General features: G+C 69.7%; 12 protein-coding genes and 1 tRNA gene. 4 read left to right on the plus strand and 9 right to left on the minus strand.

What is annotated here, in order from left to right:
• Positions 1–127 precede the first annotated feature (127 nt).
• Positions 128–201: transfer RNA gene (locus tag AAFO60_RS18125), tRNA-Gly, on the plus strand.
• 185 nt (positions 202–386) lie between these two features.
• On the opposite strand, the gene AAFO60_RS18130 is transcribed toward AAFO60_RS18125, so the two are convergent.
• Positions 387–1,937 carry a hypothetical protein gene (locus AAFO60_RS18130; RefSeq protein WP_347957635.1) on the minus strand — a complete coding sequence of 517 codons (1,551 nt, stop codon included), beginning with the start codon at positions 1,935–1,937 and terminating at the stop codon, positions 387–389.
• Between the two features lie 101 nt (positions 1,938–2,038).
• On the opposite strand from AAFO60_RS18130, the gene AAFO60_RS18135 reads away from it, so the two are divergent.
• Positions 2,039–3,232 carry an ATP-grasp domain-containing protein gene (locus AAFO60_RS18135; protein WP_347957636.1) on the plus strand — a complete coding sequence of 398 codons (1,194 nt, stop codon included), beginning with the start codon at positions 2,039–2,041 and terminating at the stop codon, positions 3,230–3,232.
• Between the two features lie 50 nt (positions 3,233–3,282).
• The gene (locus AAFO60_RS18140) at positions 3,283–4,416 is read left to right on the plus strand and encodes a beta-mannosidase (protein ID WP_347957637.1); all 1,134 of its coding nucleotides are present in this window, start codon (positions 3,283–3,285) and stop codon (positions 4,414–4,416) included.
• A gap of 52 nt (positions 4,417–4,468) precedes the next feature.
• On the opposite strand, the gene AAFO60_RS18145 is transcribed toward AAFO60_RS18140, so the two are convergent.
• The 5 genes from AAFO60_RS18145 to AAFO60_RS18165 form a co-directional block, all read right to left on the minus strand.
• Entirely contained in the window at positions 4,469–6,142 is a 1,674-nt protein-coding gene (locus tag AAFO60_RS18145) for a glycosyltransferase family 39 protein (protein ID WP_432211726.1), read from the minus strand.
• A gap of 11 nt (positions 6,143–6,153) precedes the next feature.
• On the minus strand, positions 6,154–7,719 hold the full coding sequence (locus tag AAFO60_RS18150; RefSeq protein WP_432211725.1) for a glycosyltransferase: 1,566 nt from the start codon (positions 7,717–7,719) through the stop codon (positions 6,154–6,156).
• On the minus strand, positions 7,665–9,209 hold the full coding sequence (locus tag AAFO60_RS18155; protein WP_347957640.1) for a hypothetical protein: 1,545 nt from the start codon (positions 9,207–9,209) through the stop codon (positions 7,665–7,667). The genes AAFO60_RS18150 and AAFO60_RS18155 overlap by 55 nt, the downstream gene beginning before the upstream one ends.
• A 19-nt stretch (positions 9,210–9,228) precedes the next feature.
• The gene (locus tag AAFO60_RS18160; protein ID WP_347957641.1) at positions 9,229–11,181 is read right to left on the minus strand and encodes a hypothetical protein; all 1,953 of its coding nucleotides are present in this window, start codon (positions 11,179–11,181) and stop codon (positions 9,229–9,231) included.
• Between the two features lie 162 nt (positions 11,182–11,343).
• Entirely contained in the window at positions 11,344–12,879 is a 1,536-nt protein-coding gene (locus AAFO60_RS18165) for an Ig-like domain-containing protein (RefSeq protein ID WP_347957642.1), read from the minus strand.
• A 178-nt stretch (positions 12,880–13,057) separates the two neighbouring features.
• Here AAFO60_RS18165 and AAFO60_RS18170 point away from each other — a divergent pair, with 178 nt between their 5' ends.
• Complete coding sequence (locus AAFO60_RS18170) at positions 13,058–14,389, plus strand: family 1 glycosylhydrolase (protein WP_347957643.1); 1,332 nt, start codon at positions 13,058–13,060, stop codon at positions 14,387–14,389.
• An 85-nt stretch (positions 14,390–14,474) separates the two neighbouring features.
• On the opposite strand, the gene AAFO60_RS18175 is transcribed toward AAFO60_RS18170, so the two are convergent.
• The 3 genes from AAFO60_RS18175 to AAFO60_RS18185 all read right to left on the minus strand — a co-directional run bounded on the left by AAFO60_RS18175 (position 14,475) and on the right by AAFO60_RS18185 (position 17,272).
• The gene (locus AAFO60_RS18175) at positions 14,475–14,657 is read right to left on the minus strand and encodes a toxin-antitoxin system HicB family antitoxin (protein WP_347957644.1); all 183 of its coding nucleotides are present in this window, start codon (positions 14,655–14,657) and stop codon (positions 14,475–14,477) included.
• Positions 14,657–15,541, minus strand: a complete 885-nt coding sequence (locus AAFO60_RS18180) for an SPFH domain-containing protein (RefSeq protein ID WP_347957645.1) — start codon at positions 15,539–15,541, stop codon at positions 14,657–14,659. The genes AAFO60_RS18175 and AAFO60_RS18180 overlap by 1 nt, the downstream gene beginning before the upstream one ends.
• Positions 15,542–15,634: 93 nt before the next feature.
• Positions 15,635–17,272 (minus strand): alkaline phosphatase D family protein, encoded by a 1,638-nt coding sequence (locus AAFO60_RS18185; RefSeq protein ID WP_347957662.1) that lies wholly within the window; start codon positions 17,270–17,272, stop codon positions 15,635–15,637.
• Positions 17,273–17,457: the final 185 nt, after the last annotated feature.

The raw sequence follows: 17,457 nt of genomic DNA on the forward strand, positions 1-17,457 counted from the left end.
AGTATGTCGGACGAGTCGTTGCGCCGCGGTTCCGCGCCCGCGCATGTCGACCGTGTCGCGCGACGCACCCCGGCCGACGTTTGCTAGGGTTGGTTCCGCAAGTTCGCCTCGCGGTTCGAGGCGCGCTGCCGATGTAGTTTAGTGGTAGAACATCAGCTTCCCAAGCTGAGAGTGCGGGTTCGATTCCCGTCATCGGCTCCACGAAATCCCCTGGTCAGAGTGATTCTGGCCGGGGGATTTCGCGTTCACCCCAGGCGATCCGGACCGGCACACAACGTTTGCTGCATCGACCCCTCCATAGGGCCTCCATGCAGCCAAAGTTCGCCGCCGACGGCAGCCGCCGCGGAGCACCGGAGTCGCAGTGCACCGGTATGCCGGTAACCGGGTCACCGCGCGGTCAGCAGCGCGGCACCCGGCCTGCTGAGCCCGATGCGGTAGTCGCCTGCCGTCCCGACGATCGCAGTCCCCGGCCGCGCGGTGAATCGACCGGCCGGCGTCACCGTCGCCTCGGCGAATCGGGTGCCGCGCACCGCATGGATCGATGGGCCGGTCAACCGCTGCACCGAGGCCGCGCCGGCCCGCGCACCCTTCAGCCGGACGGTGACCGAACCGCGGAAGGCGCGGTCGAAGTCGTCGACGATCACCTTGATCTCGCCGGTCGGCATCCGCACCGCGTAGGCGGTGACGTGCGCGCCGCCAGAGACCGACGTCGACAGCAGAGCTCCCCCGACCATCTGCGAGACCATCAGCGCCGCATAGTAATTCGGGTTCACCCGGGCGGTGTCCGCTCGGCGCGCGGCGGAGTCGGGGAAGCAGAACAGCGGGTAACTCCGACAGTCGTCGACCTGATTGTGCAGGTTGACGCCGACGATTCCCTCGCGGGCGGCGGCCATCAGGAAGTCGACGGTCCACAGCGCGGCGCCGAAGGTGTCGGTGACACCATCCCTGCCTTCCTTGGCGACCGAATTGGCCTCACTGAGCAGCGGTTTCAGCCCGGCACGCGAGGCGGTGGCCGAGAACTGCCGCAGAAAGGTGCGCTGTTTGGCCCGGGTGTCCGGGTCGAGCAGGCGCTCGACGGTGGGCAACGCACCGAGGGCGTCGGCCGCCGCGCCGGGGACGCCGACCCGCGTGACGTTGACGTACGGATAGTAGTGCTGGTTGAGGGTTCGACTCCGATCACCGAATGCGGCGGTGTAGGCGGTCAGCCACGGTTGCACGAGGCCTGGCCAGGCCGCGGCGTCGAGCGGCGGCACCCCGAGGCCCGCACCGGCGGTGTCGGGACCCTCGATCGGCACCCCGGACGCCGCCGCGCGAATCGCCTTGCGGTACACCAAGACATCGCGCACATACGACTGCGGGTTGTACGCGCGTCGAGTTCCGGTCGGGGCGTTGAGCACGAACAGGTTGGGTTCGTTGCCGATCTGGATGGACCGCAGTCCGGCACCGATGCGGGCCTTCGCGGCGGCGCTCTGATCCGCTGCGGCCGCCGGGTCGAAGTGTCCGAGGTTGACGCCGAGGTCCACGCTCCAGCCGGTGTTCGCGGCCAGCCTGCCCACCCGGGACAGGTCGTCGGGCTCGATCCGCTGCCGGTTCACCGCCCACGACGGCGTCGGCTCGTCGGGCCGCGGCATCCACGCGGTCTGATCGACCTGGTTGGCGCTGAACCGCAGGTTGCCGACCCCGAGGTTCCCGAGCAGCGCGGCGACGTTGCCGCGCTGCGGATCGGTCCAGGTCCGGTGCAATTGGTTCGCCTCGAACGAGAGCCCTACGAAATCGGTCGGGATCACCCGGCCGGGGACCGCGGCGTCGACCGTGACGACGACCCCCGGACCGTGGTTCGGCGACGCCGCCGCGCGCCCCGCACCGACGACGGTCACCACCGAGACTGCGAGACAGAGTGAGGTCAGAGCAACGCGAGAGCGTGTGGTGACGGTCACTGTCCGACTGTAACCCCCATGTGTGACGGAGAGGCGCCCAATCGCGCCAACCTGTCGATTGCGGCAAACGCCGCGACGGGACCTCGGCTACCGTGTGCCGCATGGCCGTCACAGATCCGCGAGTTCTCGCCACCACCTCCCGCATGCCCTTCGCCGTCGACGAGATTCACAAACTCGGCGAGACGGGCCGCTACGTCCTCGCCACCGACACCTTCAAAGCCTCGCCCGGCAGCCACTCGCGCGGCGCCGCCGACCACACCGTCACACCGGCTCCCACCCAGGAGACGGCGGCATTCATCGACGAGGTGGTCGCGCTGATCGGCAAGCACGACATCAACTGGGTGCTGCCGATGTTCGAAGACGTCTTCTACCTGGCGGCCAACCGCGACAAGATCGCCGCCGCCCACCCCGACACCGAGCTCTTCTTCCCCGACTTCGAGACCCTGCACCGGGTGCACGACAAGGTGGCCTTCGCCGACCTGTGCCGCAGCCTCGATCTGCCGGTCGCCGAGTCGATCACCGCGACGAGCCCCGAGGAGTTCACCGCCGCGCTCGGCCGCTGGGATCACTGGTTCGCCCGCGCCGCCTACGGCCGCGGCGGCCTTGACATCGCCACGAACACCGGGCCGCTGGCCGACGAGGCCGACCTGTCGACGATCATCCCGACCGCCGAGGATCCCTGGCTGGTCCAGGAGTTCCTCAAGGGTGTGGACCGCTGCAGCTGGAGCGTCGCCCACCACGGCGAGATCGTCCTGCACTCCTGCTACGAGCATCCGCTGTCGATCGACGACCGCGGCGGCATCGTCTTCGAATCGGTCGACTCGCCCGAGTCGCTGGCCGCGGCGCAGAAGATCGCCCGCGAGCTGAACTGGCACGGCCAGATCAGCTTCGACTACCTGGTGACCGACGACGGCGTCCACCACATGGTCGAGTGCAATCCGCGACCCACCTCCGGCTGCACCATCGCCACCGCCGAGGAGTTCGACACCGCCCTGTTCAACCCGGGCGAGTTGGTCACCGTCCCGGCCGGCCGCCGCAAGATGATCAAGACCGCCGTCATGCGCGACATGCTGCGCCATCCCACCCGGCTGAAGGTCGACTGGGATGCCGCGAAGGGCGCTTCGGATGTCTACGACCAGAAGCACGATCACATGCCGCTGCTGTACTCGGCGCTGTCGTTGCAGCACGTGCTCGCCTACCGTAAGGCGCTCGGCATGAACCGCGACAAGGGCGAACAGCTCGTCGCCACCCAGTTCTTCGACGTCCTCTACGACGGCGGCAAGATCCCGGCCTGAACCCCACAGACACCGCACGGCGTGCGGGGACGCCGGTAAGCTTCCACGCTATGGCTTCCCCCGCACGCCGTGCGCTGCATGTTCCGGTGCCGGGTGTTTCGGTGTTGCGGCTGCTCGCCGTGCTCCTCATCGCTCTCGTCCTCGGCCCGGCGACGGCCTGCGCGGCTTCCAGCAGCGTCCCCGACCGGGCCGCCGGCCGGGTCTCTGCTTCGGCGGCCGGGCTGATGCTCGACCATCGCCCGTGGTGGCCGACCGGATTCGACGCCTACCAGCTCGCGACCGATTGGTCCGTCAACGTCGGATGCGGCGCGCAGGTGGACCTCGACCGCTATTTCGGTGCACTGCCCCCGCGGTCGCTGACCCGATTCAACCTGTTCGCCGCCCTCGCCGTCGACAAGGCCACCGGCCTGCCCGACTACCGGGCGGTCGACGCGGTGTTCGGCGCCGCGGCACGCCACCACCAGCTGCTGCTCCCGGTCCTGACCGGCGGCGAGGGGCCCTGCGAGGACGAGCAGTTCAAAGACCGGGACTGGTACCGATCAGGGTGGCGCACCGCGAAAACCGGTCCGCACGGCACCTTCGCCCAATGGGTGGACACCGCGGTGCGCCGTTGGCGGAACGAGCCCTCACTCGCCGGCTGGGAACCGGTCGGCGAACCCGAACCCGGCGACTGCACTCGGGCCGGCTGCACCTGGCCCGAACGCACCTGCGCCCCCGACGCCGCACAGGTGCTGCGCACCTTCTTCGACGACGTCGGCGGCCGCATCCACCGCACGGCGCCGGGCAGCCTGGTGTTCACCGGGACCGCCGGCGGCGACCAGTGCGGCACCGTCGGCGACGGCTATCTACTGCTGGCCCGCTCCCCCGGCGTCGACGTCCTGGACTTCCACGACTATCCGGACGAGTCTGGAACGCCCGCCGAAATCGACACCCTGACCGGGCGGCTCGCCCAGGCGCGGCAGGCGGGCAAGCCGCTGCTCGTCGGCGAGCTCGGCATCAAGGCCGGCGCCTGCCTGTCGACGACGGCCCGAGCCGACCGGTTCGCCGCGCGGCTGCGTGCCCACCGTGCCGACGGCGTCGCCGGCGCCCTGCTGTGGGCGTTCGTCCCCGACCCCCGCACCACCGAATGCACCTACGACATCGGCCCGCAGGACCCGGCCTGGCAGTCCCTCGCCAGGCCCTGAGGAGTCGCCTCCCGGGCACTCGACTCCCGAGCGCTCGACTCCCGACGAGCGCTCACTCCTGATCGATCACCCGGTACAGCCGCCAATCGGGCAGGTCGGCGCCCTGGTTGCGGGCCTCGAGGGCCAGCGCGGCGATCTGCGCGCCGTTCTCGTAGAGGGTCGGGAACCGCACGTTGAGGGCGTCGCTGCGGCCACGGCCCTCGTTCGGGACGGCCAGCAGGTAGTGCACACCGTGCGCGGCCGGATTGTTGAGGATTCGGGCGAAGTCTTGATCGGACGGGATCACGAACTGGCGCGGATGCCGGGATCGGACGACGACGGCGAAACCGTAAACGGTGTCGCACAGGACCGCACCGTCCGGGAGCGCCAGCGCATCCAGGTAGGCGGCGATCTCCCGTTCGGTGGAGAACGAGCGCGCCACCTTCCGTGCATCCAACTGCAGCGGCGCCGTGGACTGCCGATCCGGCGCGATCACCGCCCGCAACGCGAACTCCTGCGGCGCATACTTCGGCGACGCCATCCCCGCCCACGTGGTGAACACCCCGGCCACCAGCGCCAAGACCGCTGCCACCGTCACCGGCCGCGCCCATCGGCGCGGCCGCTCCGGGACCTCGGGCAGTTCGCTGCCGGGCCCCAGCCGCCGGTACGGCATCAGCCGTCCGGCGGGCGCGATCAGCGCAGTCAGCACCGCCGACAGCGGGATCACCGTCAGATAGAAACGCAGGAAACCGAACGTGGTGCCGCGCGCATACGCCAGGACCTGAAAGGCCAGGACGGCCCCGAACACCAGCAGACCGGCGGCCACCGCCCGCAACCGGTGACGGCGGGTGAGCACGGCGGTCGGCACCAGCAGCACCAGCAGCGGCGCCATGATGGCCGTCGCCGCCGCCGAGAACGCCACCGCCGCGGGCACGGTGTCCGAGCCGGTGCCGCCGAGCTGCGCGATGATCGCCGCATTGCCGTATTCGGAGGTGAACTGCGCGAACAGGTTTCCGGTGATCAGCCAGCTGGTCACGGCCCAGACGAGGAACGTCGTCGCGGTCGGAATCGCCACGACCGCCGCATCGATCACCGCCCGCCTGCGACGCACGTCGACGCCGTCGGCGGCGGCGGGCCGGCGCCGGTAGCTGACGGCGGCGACGAATCCCGTCGCCGCCAGGGCGGCCGCGCCGCCGTCGTATCGGGTCAGATAACTCAATCCGAGGGCGGCGCCCGCGGTCACCAGGTCGTGGACGTCGTCGGTGTCGGCCCAGCGGATCAGCCGCCGCACCGCCCACAGCAGACAGAACAGGTAGGGCGCCTCGCTCATCCCGTTGGCACCGTAGAAGACGATCATCGGGTTGAGCACATACGCCAGGACCACCACCGTGCCGACCAGAGGCGACAGGCCGCGGTCGCGAGCGATACCCGCCAGCTGGGTCACCGAGCCGGCCATGAACAGTGCCGACATGACGACGGCGGTGAGCGCCTGGGTGATCAGGGCCGGCCACCACGGTGCCAACGCCGCCAACGGCAGTTCGGCCACCGCGGTCAGCGGGGTGAAGATGAAGCCGATCGCCGACAGGTGCGGATCACGGCTGAACAGCACCGCCTGCGCCGACTGCACCCGGGAGAGGGCGTCGCCGGCGAAGAACTGGCGGTCCACCGTGAGATAGGCGCCGACCAGCAGATAGCCGAGCGCCGCGGCGACGAACACCGCGATCGCGCCGCAGCTGCGCCGCCGCAGTCCGGGCACAGTCACGAACCCGCCCCTGCGCTCGACTCCCCTGGTCCCGGCTCCCCTGCGCCCGGCTCCTCAGCGCTTTTGGCGATCCCGTGGAAGGTCTTCTCCCAGTACGACGGATTGCGGATCAGCTGCCACATGCCCTTGATCGCGGCCACACTCATCATCAGCCAGTACGCGGGCACGATCAGCGCGGGCCAGAACAGGTCGCCGCGACCGTCTTCGCGCAGCGCGATGATGTTCATGTAGACCATGACGCTGTTGCCGAAGACCAGGGAGATCAACGCGAAATAGTAGATCGGGCCCGGAAACAGGGTCGAGATCACCGGCAGCTGCCCGGCCACCCACACCGCCGCGATCAGCCAGAACATCATGTTGACGCACGCGATGACCGGGGTGCCCGCCAGCAGCATGGTGAACCGGTACATGGAGACCGGGCCGAGGGTCTCCAGCAGGGCGCGCGGATGACGCATGTGCACCAGCCACGTCTGCATATAGCCCTTGTACCAGCGCGAACGCTGCCGGATCCAGTTGATGGCGTCGACGTTGGCCTCCTCCATCGTCACCGAGTCGATGACCGCGGTCCGATAGCCGCGCGCCGCGATCCGCAATCCCAGATCGGCGTCCTCGGTGACGTTGAACGGATCCCAGGCGCCGATCTCGTCGAGCAACGACCGCCGGAAATGATTGGAGGTGCCGCCCAACGGAATCGGGGCGCGGCTGGCCATCACCCCGGGCAGCAGATACCCGAACCAGATGCCGTAGTCGGCGGTGAACCAGGCGGTGAGCACGTTGTCGGTGCCGTTGTGGAAGCTGAGTTTGCCCTGGATGCAGACCACGTCGTCGTCGAGGTCGGCGAAAGCGGCGGCCACCCGCCGCAACTGCAGCGGATCGGGCCGGTCCTCGGCGTCGTAGATGGTGACGATGTCGCCGGTGGCGAAGTGCAACCCGTAGTTGCAGGCCTTCGGTTTGGTGCGCGGGTCGGCCGGCGGCACCAGCACCACCGTCACCAGATCGTCGGCGGCCACCGCTTTCGCCGCATCGATGGTGACCTGATCGTCCTCCTCCAACAGCAGCAGCACCTGCAGCTTGCCGACCGGATAGTCCAGGGCCCGCATGTTGCCGATCAGCTCGCCGACCACCTCCGGCTCGTTGTAGGCCGGCACCAGCACCGTGTACGACGGGAGCTCGTCCTCGGGTACGGCGCGGGCGCGGTCGTCGGAGATCGTGAGCGCGCCGTTCATCAGACCCCGCCGGAACAGGACCAGCCGGTCGAGCAGCGCGAGGATGTACACGACCGTCAGCACCGACACCACGACGGCGCCGGTGACGCCCGGCGCGAGGGCGGCGGCCACCGCCAGGATTCCCGCGCCGCCGAGACCGATCGCCTTCTGCACGGGGGTGAACGCCACCGACGCCGACATCGCCGGATCACGTTCCCGCAGTCCGTCGACGGCATCGTGCAGGGCGCGGGCCCGATAGTCGGGGTCGGCGAGCAGGTCGGCGGGATCGCGCACGGGTTCGGTCACGACGCCTCCCCGCTCACGGCGAGTTGCGCCTCGATCAGGGCGGCGGCGCATTCGGTCAACAGCTGCCAATCCTTGAACGACGGGGTCTGGTCGGCGGTGACGGCGTTGCCGCGCAGCAGGATCGTCAGCATCGGATTGATGATGCGCAGCGGATTGCGGGCCGATCGCGGAAAGGGCGCCCCGGGCAGATGATTGTCGACCGAGAACAGGACCACCTGCATGGTCGTCGCCCCGCTGTTCCACCGCCAGATCAGCCGGTTGAAGGTGAGCACGCGTTTGTCGTCGACGATGGTCTGCAGCTGCCCGGTGATGCCGTGGCCCAGGTCGACCGCGCGGGCGGCACTGGTGCGGTCACTGACGGTGTCGTAGACGATGACCGGGTGATAGACATCCAGGGTGATCGGCCGTTCGGTGGTCACCGAGTCGGCGACGACGGTGCGCGGCCGGGCGAGTTTGTCGAAGCGCGGGTCGCCGTGGGTCTGCTGCAGGATCTGCCGCACCGACCGCGCATGCTGGCCGAAGTAGCGGTCGAAGCCCAACGGTTCGAGCCCGGTCTGCTTCCAGCCCGCCGGGACGGCCAGCGGTAGGGCCGTGCTCAGCTGCGGGAAGGTCGGCCCCCGGCGGACCTGGACCGACGGCACGTGCACCAGGCTGATCAGCACCGCTCCCACGGCGAGCAGCACCGCGCCGGCCCGCACGTTGCCGGCGGTGAGCGGATTGACCGGCCGGTGCGGATACGGTCGCAGCGAGCCCGCATCGCGACGTTGATCGACGTACATCACGGCGGCGGTCAGCAGGGCGGCCGCGAGCGACGGGATGGCGACATACCCGAATCGGGTCATGTCGCGGTGCAGCACGATGATCAGCAGCAGGGCCACGGCGCCCGCGGCCGCCGACAGCAGCGCGCCGACGGCCGCATGCCGGGGTGAGCGGCCCACCGCGACGGCCGAGCAGCCGACGGCCAGGATGAGCATCGCCAGTCCCGCGGCGTAACGGTCGGAGCCGAAGGTCAGGACCACGATGCGGAAGGGCAGCGGGAAGATCGACAGCAGCAGCAGCCACACCCAGCGGTAGCGTGCCGTCGGCCGCAGCCCGAACATCAGGATCGCGGCGGCGAGCAGGAACAGCCACAGCGACAGCAGATCGATGTGCACCGCCAGGTACATCTGGCTGTAGCGGACGTTGAGCATCGCCTGCAGGCTCGCCGCCAACGTCAACAGGATGCCGCCGACGATCACATCGGTCTGGCGGTCGTAGATCGGCAGTTCGTCGTCGTTGCGCAGGCTCACCCCGAGGGCGGCGATCAGCACCAGCGCCAGCGCGGCGGGCAGATAGGTGAGGAGGGTCTGCGCGCGGATCTCCGAGACGACCGCGACCAGCGTGTCGTAGTACGCGAACACCAGCAGGACGGCGATGATCAGCCATCGCAGCAGCACTCGGCCGACGATCGTCGCGGTCTGACCGCCTCTGCGGTCGTCGGCGGACCGGCCGGATGCGTCTTCGATGGCCGGGACGTCCCCGATGATGGATTCGCTGGTCATCCGTGCACTCCCGGCCGCCTCAGGACTGTCTGCGTCGGCGGCGCAGCATCCAGACGAGCAGTCCCGCGCCCACCAGGAGGCCGAGCCCCACCGCCACCGCGACCCCGACGTACAACCCGGTGTGGCTGCGCTCGGCCGACGCCTCCGGCGCGGCCGTCACCGACACCGGCTCCTGTCCGGGGGCCTTGACGACGGCGTCGCCGGACAGGCCGGACCAGCGGTCGGGATCGGCGGTGAGCCAGTCGAGCAGTCCGTCGAGGTCGGCGGCGTCACCGGCCGAGGAGGCCACCAGGACGCTGCGGTCCCCGGCCCGGGCCGCCTGCAGTGCGCCGTACCGGGTGCCCGGACTCAATGTCAGGGTGCGGTCGGCCCGGCCCGCTCCGCCGCCGATGACGGTGAGCCGGTTCCCGTCCGCCGACACCGGCAGCGTCAGGTTTCGGGGCAGGTTCTTGCCGTCGGCCGCGATCAGGACTGCGGGGTGCGGTGATTGCGCGGCGTCGTCGACCGGGCCGACGTCGACGCCGAGGCGTACCGCCGACAGCTGTTGCAGGTGGCTCATGATCGACACCGCGCGGCGCACGTCGGCGGCGTCTCCGCGACTCCAGCCGAGTTGCACGCGCGGCATCAGCGCCTGCGGCATCGACTGCAGACCGGCCGGGACCGGCGGGTCCACCGGTGCGGCCTCGACCTGCCCCGACGAGTCCAATGTCAGGGTCGCCAGGTCGGCCTGGCCGCATTGGGCGCGGGTGCCTCCGTATTCGGCGGTCACGGTGAGGGCGGTGTAGCGGGACAGGAGGTCGTCGGGGATCTGTACCCATTCATCGAAGGTGCCGCCGGCGTCGGCGGCCCAGGAGCCGACGACACGCTCGCCCACGGTGGCGACGATGCGGCCGGCAGCCTCCGACGGCGGGGTGTAGGTGCCGTGCAGTTGGACGCGGACAGCGTGGGCGGGGCGGGCCAGCCGGGTCTGGTCGATGCCGATGGTCAACCGCGGCCGGCCGGCGGCGGTGACGCGCTGGTCCGGGACACCGAGGTCGGCGAGGGTCTGCACGTCGCGCGGCAACTGCGGTGCGTCGCGCAGTTGCCCGGCGATCACCCCGGGAGTGGAGGCCAGCGGCGACAGATCGGAGGTGAGGAAACCGGCCTGAGCGGCCAGTTCGGTGTCGGTGCCGCCGACCGCGAGGTAGTCGACGCCGTCGTCGGTGCGCAGGTGCAGGCCGGCGGGCAGGGCGGTGCTGATCAGGAGTTGCCGTGTCAGTGGGCCGGAGCGTTCGGGGCGCAGTGCGGTACGCGGCGCGGTCCGCAGGCGGATGTCGACCGGGGCGCTGCCGTAGCGGGCGGCGACGGCGGTCGCCAGCCCGACCGCGGCCTGCGCCTCGGCGGCGTTGACGTCGTCGGGCACGGTGATCGTCAGGGCCCCGAGGACCGGCGGCAGGAACGCACCGACCGCGGCGGGCCGGGTTTCGGTGCCCGAGTATCGCACCTGCGGCTCGGTCAATCGGACGCCGTCGTCGGGGTCGTCGGTGCAGAGGCCGTCGCTCTGCAGGCGGGTGGAGATCACCACGTCGGCCGAGCGGCGCTGCCGGTCGACGCGCAGGCCGGGCAGCGGCAGGAGCAGATCTGCCGGGACCGCGGCCGGCAGCGTGGTGCGGGACAGGAGCCGGCCGTCCTGCCGGACGTCGACGACGCCGCGCGAGGAGGCGGGGACGCTGACCGCGCCGATGATCGCGCGCGGGGTGAGCCCGTCGGGGACCGCGATGGTCAGGCCGGTCTCCGATTCCAGACCGGGCAGGCTGAGGGCGTCGCCGGCGCCGAGCAGTCGCAGACCGACGAGGGTGTTGCCGGTGTCGCCGGCGACGGTGATCGTGTCGGCGGGGGCGGCTGCCGCGACTGAGGTCGTCGGCCCGGCCACCAGTGCCAGCACCGCGAGCACGCCCGCCCATCTCCTCACGGCCCCGCTGAATCGATGCATGTGGCCGACCATAGTGTCGGTCCGGGACGCCCGCGGGCGGATCGAGCCGATGGGATCGGCGACTCCCTGACCGGGCCAATGGGTGGTGAGTGAGGCAAGGCGGGCCCGGCTGTCGCCGGGCCCGCCTTGCGTGCTCAGGGGTGCAGATCAGATCTGCGGGGACTACTTGCTCGAGCCGAACAGGTCCCCGAGGCTGCCGCCGCCGAGGCTGCCGCTGCCGCCCAGGCTGCCGCTGCCGAGGCTGCCGCCCTTGTCGCCACCGGTGTTGCCACCGTTGTCCCCGCCGCCGTTATCGCCGCCGCCGGGAAGACCGATCACGTCCACCGACACACTGTCATCCGAGGCCTGAACCTTGCCCGCACCGGAGTACTCGGCCCTGATGGTCCGCTGGCCTGCGTTCTCCGGCTTCCACTGCACCGTCGCGATGCCCTGGTCGTTGACCGTCGCCGAACCGATGACCTCGCCGTTGTCCTTGAAGGTCACGGTGCCGCCGGCGTCGGCCGGGGTGACCTTGGCCGTCAGCGTGGTGGCGGCGCCGACGGTCGGCGCGGCGCCCACGGTCAGGTCCGTCGTGGACGACGTGGTCTCGGCCGGCTTGTCGGCGACGCTGACGGTGGTCTGCCCGTTCGACGCCGAGACGCCCTCGCGGCCGGAGAAGTCGGCGTGGATGGTGCGGTTGCCGCTGGTCTGCGGAACCCAGGTGTAGGTGGCCTTGCCTGCGGTGACCGGCGCGGTCGCCAGGACGGTGGTGCCGTCCTTGAAGGTCACGGTGCCGCCGTTCCCGCCGGGGGTGACGGTCGCGGTCAGCAGGGTGCCGGTGCCGACCTGCGCGCCTGCAGCCGCCGTGACGGTGGTCGAGGAGGCCTGGTTGGCCTGGGTGACGGTGATGTTCTGGACGGCGGACTCGGAAGAGTTGGCCCGGCTGGTGTTCGGGAACACCGCCTTGATCGCCGCCGCACCCTTGGTTCCCGGCGTCCACTTGTAGACGGCCTTGCCGTCGGCGTTCAGGTTCTCCGTGCCGATCTTGGCAGCGCCGTTGTAGAACTCGACCGGATCTCCGGCCGCACCGCCGTTGACCGTCGCGGTCAGCGTCGTCTCATTACCGACCTGAGCACCGCTGATCGCAGCGAGGGACGTCGTGGTGGTGTTCTTGGCGATGGTGATCGACGGACCGAGGTTGTTGAACGCCGTATCCGGGCCGATCGACGACGACAGGTGCGTTCCACCGGACAGCGGAACCTCTCGTGCGCAGTTCTCGCCGACCGTGTACTTGAGCGTGAACGTCTGCGTCTGGACGGACCCCAAGAGGTTGGACACACGTGCGTCCGGGAACGTGACTCGGACGTTGCCCATGCCCGGAGCTTCCGGATCATTCGCGGTGGCCACCACGGTCTTGAAGTTGAACCCGGATGCCGACCCCGGGACGTACACCATGCAGCTGGGATGCAGGTCCTTGATCACGGTGAGGAACCGATCTGGAGTGCCCGTGCGTTCGAACTTTGCGGAGACGGTCACAACGTCGCCGGGTTTCGGGGTCGTGTCCGAAACGGTCCGCGTGACCTTCCAGTTGTTCGCGGTGTCACTCTTCGAGTCGGAAGCTGCGTTCGCAGCGCCGGGGACCAGCGCCCCGACCATGCCGACCGCGAGCGCGGCGGCTCCGGCTGCGCCGACGACTCGGCTGACGTTCCTGCGTGACATATGAGATTCCTTCGGTTGCACCGTCACAGTTGAGGTGAATCTAAGGTGCCCGGCGCTGCATACTCCACCTGCGCAGACGGTACGGCACGAATCTGATCGGCATACCTCCGAACAGTGGACGTAATCTGTGACCTCGAACCCCGACCGCAGTGCTCGATAAGCGGCTATCGTCGCAGGCATGTCCCTCGTCGGCCGCGGTCACGGAACTGTTTACTCCGTGGTCGCGGCCGTCGTACTGAGCGCGATTCTCGCCCTATCAGCACTGCCTGCGGCGCCGACATCGGCGGCACCGGCCCGATCGCCCGGTCCACTGCCCGCAGGCTTCCTGTGGGGCGTCGCGTCGTCGGGGTTCCAATCCGAGGGGCACTCGCCCGACAGCAACTGGACCAGATACATCGCCGCGGGCAAGACCGCCGATCCGATCGGGACGTCGGTCGACTTCCGGCACCGGTATCTCGACGACATCGCGCGGGCGGCGAGCCTGGGCACGAAGGTGTATCGCATCGGAGTGGAGTGGGCGCGGGTGGAACCTCGGCCGGGGATGCTCGCCGCCCGCGAACTCGACTATTACGACGCGGTCGTCAAGGCGATCGTCGCCGCCGGCATGCGACCGATGATCACCCTGGATCACTGGGTGTATCCGGGCTGGATCGCCGACCGCGGCGGCTGGGCCGACCCGGGCACCCTGCCGGCGTGGCTGCGACACAACCGGATCATCGTCGACCGGTACGCGAAGTATCACCCGCTGTGGATCACCGTCAACGAGCCGAGCGCCTACGTGATGAAGGAGGTCCAGTTCGGCGGACTTCCCGCCCGCGCGGCCCGCACGATGTTCGACCGCCTGGTCAGCGCGCACCGCACCATGTACGCATACATCCACCGCAAGGATCCGGGCGCGCAGGTCAGCTCCAACGTCGCCTACATCCCGACCGTCGAGCCGGGCCTGGACGGTCTGTTCCTCGACCGGGTCCGCGACCGCCTCGACTACGTGGGACTCGACTACTACTACTCGGTCTCGCCGACGGATATCAGCGCGGTGAGCGCGGGCACCGGCGAGTTCTGGAAGGCGTCGGTGGCCGCCGACGGCCTCTACTACTCGCTGCGCGACATGGCCGGCCGCTTCCCCGGCAAACCGCTGTACGTGGTCGAGGCCGGTATGGCCACCGAGAACGGCAAGCCCCGCCCCGACCGCTACCGGCGCGCCGATCATCTGCGCGACCTCGTCTACTGGCTGCAGCGGGCGCGGCGGGACGGGGTGCCGGTGATCGGCTTCAACTACTGGAGCCTCACCGACAACTACGAGTGGGGCAGCTACACACCGCGGTTCGGCCTGTACACGGTCAACGTGCTGTCCGATCCCACGCTCGCCCGCCATCCCACCGATGCCGTCGCCGCGTACCGGGAGGTCATCGCCGCGAACGGCGTCGGCCGCACCTACCGCCCGACGCGGCCGGCCACCTTCTGCTCGTTGGTGGCCGCGCCGGCGAGCTGTCTGGCGCCCGCGCGTTGAGAGCGCGCCCGCACCACTTCTGTTGTGCGCTCCATGTCGCGACATGGGGCGCACAACAGAAGTGGTGCGAACGATCAGGGCGGTGTCAGGGTTCCCGGCCCACCTGTTTGAGCGCCAGCCGCAATGCGTACTCCAACTGCCCGTTGATGCTGCGCAGGTCGTCGGCGGCCCATTTCGCGATCGCCGCATGGACCTCCGGGTCGAGGCGCAGCAGCACCTTCTTGGCCTCCCGCTTGGCCGGACGGGAGGCGTCCGACTTCGGGTTCATCAGGCGTAGAGGGAGCCCGTGTTGACCACCGGCTGGGTGGCTCGGTCACCGCACAGCACGACGAGCAGGTTCGAGACCATCGCCGCGCGTCGTTCCTCGTCGAGTTCGACGACGCCCTGTTCGGCGAGACGGTCGAGGGCGAGTCCGACCATGCCCACGGCGCCCTCGACGATCTGCTGGCGGGCGGCGACCACCTGCGCGGCCTGCTGGCGCACCAGCATCGCCTGCGCGATCTCCGGCGCGTACGCCAGGTGGGTGATGCGCGCCTCGATGATCTCGATGCCCGCCATCTGGGTGCGTTCACGCAGTTCGACGGTCATCTCCTCGGCGATGGTGGCGCCGTCGCGCAGGCTCACGGTGTTCGTCTCGTGCGAGTCGTACGGGTATGCGGTCGCGAGATGGCGGACGGCGGCCTCGGACTGGATGGCCACGTACTCCTCGTAGTCGTCGACGGCGAAGGCCGCCTTGAAGCTGTCGACGACCCGGTACACCACGACGGCGGCGATCTCGACGGGATTGCCGTCGGCATCGTTGACCTTCAGCTTCTGGGTCTCGAAGTTCCGGATTCGCAGGGAGATGGTGCGGCGGTCGGTCAGCGGCGTCACGAGGTAGAAGCCGGCCTCGCTCACCGATCCGACGTAACGGCCGAAGAACTGCAGGACCTTGGCCTCATTGGGGCTGACCACGGTCAGCCCCGTCATCGCCAGCAGCGCCACGACGCCGATCAGCACGGCGAGCACCGTGACGACGATCAGCGCGGGCGACGACCCGTCCGCGACCAGCGCGATGCTGCCGATGGTCACCGCCGCGGCGGCCAGCAGGACCACCAGTGCGACGACCAGTCCGACGAACCCGTTGGTCCGCCACGCTTTCCGAAACTCCACGACTACCTCCCAGTCCGGCCGACCCGTCGCCAGCCACTAGCGAAATGATATCACTTTGCTATTTGCCAGTTCGACGGGCGACCACGCTCGACCTCACGACGCCGGGCCGGCCGCCCTCGTCATCCGCCGAGTGCCGGAGAGCACCTTCCACGACTGCGAGTGGTACTGACCGGTCCGCGGGTCGGTGCGGTCGCGGACCGAGTACCAGTCCATCTGCGCCGCCGCCCCGGTCACGGTGAGCACCGCGTATCCGTGGGCGTCGGTGTCGACCCAGCGGGCGTGACGGTTGGTCGACGTCAGCGCCGCAGCCGCCACCTGTCCGACCGTCCCCTCGGGCGCCTTCACCATGTCGTCGACGTTGTTCGAGGTCACCGACGTCACGACGAACTCGGTGCCGAGGGTGCCTGCACCGGGGTAGTCGGCGGGCTTGCGCGGGATCTCATTGGCCCAGGACATGTGGATGTCGCCGGTCAGGAAGACGACGTTGCGCTTGCCCGCCCTGTCGGCGGCGTCGAGCAGTCGCGCGCGATCCCTGGTGTAGCCGTCCCACTGATCGGTGTTGAACGGAATGCCGTTCTCGGGGATGCCGATCAGGTCGGTGAGCGCCCCGGTGGTGGCGGGGTTCAGCGGCGGCATCAGCAGCGGAGTGATCATCACCGAGTTGCCCACCAGTTGCCAGCGGGTGGTCGAGGTGGTGATGCCACCGGTGGCCCATTCCATCTGGGCGCGGCCGGTGATGGACACCTGGTCGCTCTCCGACCGCTTGCTGAACCGGGAGGTCTCCTGGTCGCGATAGGTCCGCAGGTCGAGCATCGACAGTTCCAGCAGCTTGCCGTAGCGCAGGCGCCGGTAGATGTGACGGTTGGTCGCGGTGACGACCGGCCGCACCGGCATCCACTCGTAGTACGCCTTGTCCGCGTTGGCCTTTCGCACCGCCCAGCTGCCCTGGGTGCGCGGGTCGTGGTTGTTCGCGCCGGTGCGGTAAGAGTTGTCGGCCGTCTCATGGTCGTCCCAGGTGACGATGAACGGGTACTCCGCGTGCAACGTCTGCAGGTCCGGGTCGGTCTTGTACTGGCCGTGCCTGATTCGGTAGTCGGCCAGTGAGACGATGTCGTGGGCCGGCCGATGCGTGCGGACCGGACCGTTCTTGCCGCCGTACTCCCCGGCACCGTACTCGTAGATGTAGTCGCCGAGATGCACGACGGCGTCGAGATCGCGCTGCGCGGCCAGGTGACGGTAGGCCGCGAAGTACCCGGCTTCCCAGTTGGAGCAGCTCACCACGCCGAAGCGGGCCTTGGCGAGGTCGGCGTCGTCGGCGGGCGCGGTCTTGGTGCGCCCGATCGGCGATACGGCCCCCACGGCCGGACCACCGGTGACGCGGAAGCGATACCAGTAGACCGTGCCCGCCGCCAGACCTGCCACGTCGACCTTGACCGTGTGATCGGACGCGGCCCCGGTGCCCGCCGAGCCCGTCTGGACGATTCGGCCGAAGCGCTTGTCTGCGGCCACTTCCCAGACCAGGGTGGAGGCGGCCCCGCGACCGGAGCCGGGGTCGGCGTCGGCGCTCGGCGTCAGGCGGGTCCAGAGGATGACGCCGCCGGGCAGCGGGTCGCCGGAGGCGACGCCGTGCCGGAACGCCGCGGCGGCTCTCGGTGCCGCCTGCGCGGAGCCGGCAGCCCCGACGACGGCGGGCGCACCGAGAGCGAGAGCACCGGCACCGGCGGCACCCATGAACACGCGGCGAGAGACTCGACCGGCAGCGGGCTCGGAACCGGAGACGGGGAGGGAGTTTCGTATTTCAGACACCAATGCAACGCTGGCAGCTTCAAGTTACTCGCGGGTAAAGCCAAGGCGGCGCCAACCTTACGGTCAAACTCCCCATCGGGCACTTTTCGTTCATCTGGCCGTGAAAGCAT

Source organism: Gordonia aichiensis (assembly GCF_039946255.1).
GTDB lineage: Bacteria > Actinomycetota > Actinomycetes > Mycobacteriales > Mycobacteriaceae > Gordonia > Gordonia aichiensis_A.

Bases quoted from the DNA above. Each gene is read 5' to 3' on its own strand.
- AAFO60_RS18175 (WP_347957644.1), bottom strand. From the start codon at position 14,657: ATGAACCCGAAGTCGGACGCCTCCCGTCCGGCCAAGCGGGAGGCCAAG.
- AAFO60_RS18170 (WP_347957643.1), top strand. From the start codon at position 13,058: ATGTCCCTCGTCGGCCGCGGTCACGGAACTGTTTACTCCGTGGTCGCG.
- AAFO60_RS18185 (WP_347957662.1), bottom strand. From the start codon at position 17,272: ATGGGTGCCGCCGGTGCCGGTGCTCTCGCTCTCGGTGCGCCCGCCGTC.
- AAFO60_RS18155 (WP_347957640.1), bottom strand. From the start codon at position 9,209: ATGACCAGCGAATCCATCATCGGGGACGTCCCGGCCATCGAAGACGCA.
- AAFO60_RS18160 (WP_347957641.1), bottom strand. From the start codon at position 11,181: ATGCATCGATTCAGCGGGGCCGTGAGGAGATGGGCGGGCGTGCTCGCG.
- AAFO60_RS18150 (WP_432211725.1), bottom strand. From the start codon at position 7,719: ATGCGCCGCCGCCCTGATCGAGGCGCAACTCGCCGTGAGCGGGGAGGC.
- AAFO60_RS18140 (WP_347957637.1), top strand. From the start codon at position 3,283: ATGGCTTCCCCCGCACGCCGTGCGCTGCATGTTCCGGTGCCGGGTGTT.
- AAFO60_RS18135 (WP_347957636.1), top strand. From the start codon at position 2,039: ATGGCCGTCACAGATCCGCGAGTTCTCGCCACCACCTCCCGCATGCCC.
- AAFO60_RS18165 (WP_347957642.1), bottom strand. From the start codon at position 12,879: ATGTCACGCAGGAACGTCAGCCGAGTCGTCGGCGCAGCCGGAGCCGCC.